2 protein-coding genes and 1 pseudogene are annotated in these 3,355 nt (G+C 59.6%); all 3 read right to left on the reverse strand.

The genetic code is table 11. The features are described from left to right. Nucleotides 1-655 (reverse strand): annotated as a pseudogene (locus ACE3OH_RS20930) (DNA mismatch repair protein MutS); the annotation flags it as partial. Between the two features lie 187 nt (nucleotides 656-842). Next, nucleotides 843-2,831, reverse strand: a complete 1,989-nt coding sequence (locus ACE3OH_RS20935; protein WP_374357768.1) for an AsmA family protein — start codon at nucleotides 2,829-2,831, stop codon at nucleotides 843-845. Between the two features lie 102 nt (nucleotides 2,832-2,933). Next, on the reverse strand, nucleotides 2,934-3,355 hold a 422-nt coding region (locus ACE3OH_RS20940; RefSeq protein ID WP_374357771.1), incomplete at its 5' end, for a hypothetical protein.

Genomic DNA, 3,355 nt, shown 5'->3' on the forward strand with positions numbered 1-3,355 from the left:
TGTGAAATTGCCGCGCCAGATTGCGTGCTGCCGACTCGGTATCAAATTGCCAGGCGGCGATGCGCTTCACGGCAAAGCCGCGCTGCGCCGGCAACTCCAGCGCCAGATCGTCCGGCATCAGCACCTCAGCGGGTTTGAGCCGCTCCAGCTCGGACGCCAGCGTATCAACCCCGACTTCCAGCAAACGGAAGTCGCCGGAAGCGAGCGACAGCCAGGCCAACCCAAGTCGGCCGCGCTGGGCATTGAGCGCCAGCAGGATATTGTCGCGCTTGTCGTCTAGCAGGGCGGCATCAGTCAGGGTGCCCGGCGTCACCACCCGCACTACCCGCCGTTCCACCGGCCCTTTGCTGGTGGCCGGGTCGCCGAACTGCTCGGCAATGGCAACCGACTCACCCAGCTTGACCAAGCGCGCCAGATAGCCCTCTGCCGCATGAAAAGGCACGCCGGCCATCTTGATCGGCTCGCCGCCCGACTGCCCACGTGCGGTCAGGGTAATATCGAGCAGGCGAGCTGCCTTGACCGCGTCGTCGTAAAACAATTCGTAAAAATCGCCCATGCGATAGAACAGCAGCTTGTCGGCATGCGCAGCTTTCAGCGACAGGTATTGCTGCATCATCGGCGTGTGTTCAGCCGGCTTGTTTTTATGGGTGGCCATGGTTTTGCAATCTGCTACAGGGTTGTCAGCGTAAGGCCGGCGATTATCCCATGTCGGCCGGCCGATCGCCGTATTGGCATCGGTCCAGCTTGGCAATACCAGAGCGTGATACAAGGACATTGCGTACCGGCGCAGTCAGGCATGCCCAAGCGGGCTGCGATCTTGCGGCGACACGGCCAGCAACAAGTCAGTGACGAAACAGCCCGCCCAGCCCTTGCTTGAGCAAGTCTTTGGTCTTTTCCTTGACCTGGGCTGTGGCGTTCTCCTTGATGGCTGCCGACATATCCAGTGAATAGGCTGGCTGGGTGAACGGCCCCTGGACCCGCACCGGCACGGTGATACCGGCCAGCTCGTGCCGCTCCTTGCCCCCTTGGCCCTCGTCGGTATTGACTAGGCTGGCCTTGACCAGATAGTTAAGGCTGTCGTTGCGCAGATTAATATCGCCCTCGCCCGCTACCCGCAGCAGGGGCGATTTCATCAGCAGATCGCTATTGCGGCCCACACCGTTGTTCAGCAGCAGGCTGGCACTGAGCTCGGTAAAGTCGGTCTTCTCGGCATTGTTGTTGGCAAAGCTCTGTGCACCACCCTTCATGGTGCCGATGGCCGCCTTGGCATCGCGCACCAGCTTGCCCAGGTTGACGCCGCGCAAGGCGCCACCGCTAAGCCGGATACGCACATTTCCGCTGGCGCTGGCCTTGAGCGCTGCCACATCAGCCCCCTGCGCCCGGATATCGGCATCGACAAAACCATGCCCTTCCAGCCGGTCAAACCCGGCGAGCTGCTTCAGCAAGAGATTGATATCGACATTGCTGGCACGTGGCCGCAGCGTGATATGAGGTTCACGACTGGCCGTTGCGCTACCACTGGCTTGCAACTCGCCGCCAAACAGCTTGAGTGATGCCTGATCAAGCACGATCAGGCCATCGGCAGCGTGCACCGCCAGCACAATATCGCGTGCATCCAGCGGCAGCTTCTTCAGCCGGGCAATACGCGCCGACACTTGCAGATGCATGTCCTTGAGCGCCGACAAATCCAGTTTCGCCGGCGCAGCACTGGCCTCAGTAGCTGGCTTGGCCGGCGGCAGATAGCGATCCAGATCCACATTGCCAGCCTGCAGATCCACTGAAGCCGCCGGTCGTGCCCCCGCATTGAATGCGGCCGCAAGCTTGATATCACCGCCATCCACCTTGCCCGCCAAGGTCAGCTTGGCCGCCTCGTCCGCCCGCGATGCCGAGAACGGGCCAGCCAGATCGAATGTCGCCGTTTGCGCGCCTTGCCGGACCTTGCCGCTGAGGCTCAGCGTTTTTACCGCCACTTCCTGCGCGCTGCCGCTCAGTCCATCGAGTTTCACGCTGCCGTCCAAGGTCTGCGCCGCCTGCTGCAGGCCCAGCTGCAGCGCCACTTGCTCGCCCTGGAGTTGTTGCGCATCGACTGACAATGCCGGTGCCGCCAGATCCAGCTTGAATTGCTGCTCTCCCTTGCTGCCTTGCGCGCTGACCGCGAGCTGCCGCAGGGAAAACTGCTGCTTGTCGGCCGCCAGCTGTAACTGCCCAAGCTTGGCTACCCACTGCAGGTCAAGCTGTGGCGCCGCCAATACCAGGTGCGCAGCCGCCTCGACATTACGCGCTCCCTGAGGGCTCAGGCCATCGGCCGACAGCGACAGCTTGTCCAGCGATAGCTGCTGGTGCGACTGCATATCGTCGAACTGCAGCGCGACATTGCGCACCCGAATCCGCGACACATCAAAGTCCACCGGCGCATCGCTGCTCGGCTCATCCTGTTGCAGCAAATCATCGATATTCAGTTTGCCCTTGCCATCACGCCTGAGCGTTGCCTTGGCACCATCGAGCTCGATGGCATCCACCACCACTCGCTTTTTCAGCAAGGGCCAGAACTGCAGTGCGACGCGGGCATTGCCGATATGGGCAAATTGCGCATCACTACCATGCTCGGACAGGCTGACATCGCCAAGCGTCGCGCCGAGCCGGGGAAAGAACGACAGGCTGATCGGCCCGGCCAGCTGAAGCGTGCGCTGCTTCTTGTCCTTGACCAGCTGCTCAAGCTTGGGCTTGAGCGCCTCAGGGTCGAAGGTGGCAGCGATATAGCCCAATCCGGCCAACGCACAGGCGAGCAAGCTGCCGCCGCCAACCAGCAGGTACTTGAGGACAGGTTTCATGATGGCAAACAGCTGTTCAGCGAACCCTAACCATAGAACCCGGGATGGCACAGGGCAAATCGCGCGAATTGGCCTGCCCAGGCAATGAAATACAATGCCATATCACAGCGGGCCAATAGGTCCTGGACTTTTGTTGGGACGCAAACGAAGGAACGTCACGCCACCAATCAAAAAACCGATCCCAATGCCGGTAGCCGCCAATATCATCATAAGCAAGGATTCTTTGAGCGCGCCGGAAACCGATTTTGCAACTTTCGGATCATCAGGTAGATATTTAACATCAATTTTATTTATTTGATTATCCCGTATCGATTGACCGAAATCAGGCTCGACAGGAACACTAGTACGCACTGCTTTATAGTCACCATCAAAAAAGACAACCCCCACATCAAACGAATACGTCTTCGCCCCTCTAAATTTATTAGCACTCAATCCAACCACTTCCGCCTGAACGCGTACACCCTCACTATCCAAGCGCCGCGCAATTTCTTTCCTTTGTGCATCTTGCTTATTCAATGCAAACC

It is taken from the genome of Chitinimonas sp., from assembly GCF_041904975.1.
Lineage (GTDB): Bacteria > Pseudomonadota > Gammaproteobacteria > Burkholderiales > Chitinimonadaceae > Chitinimonas.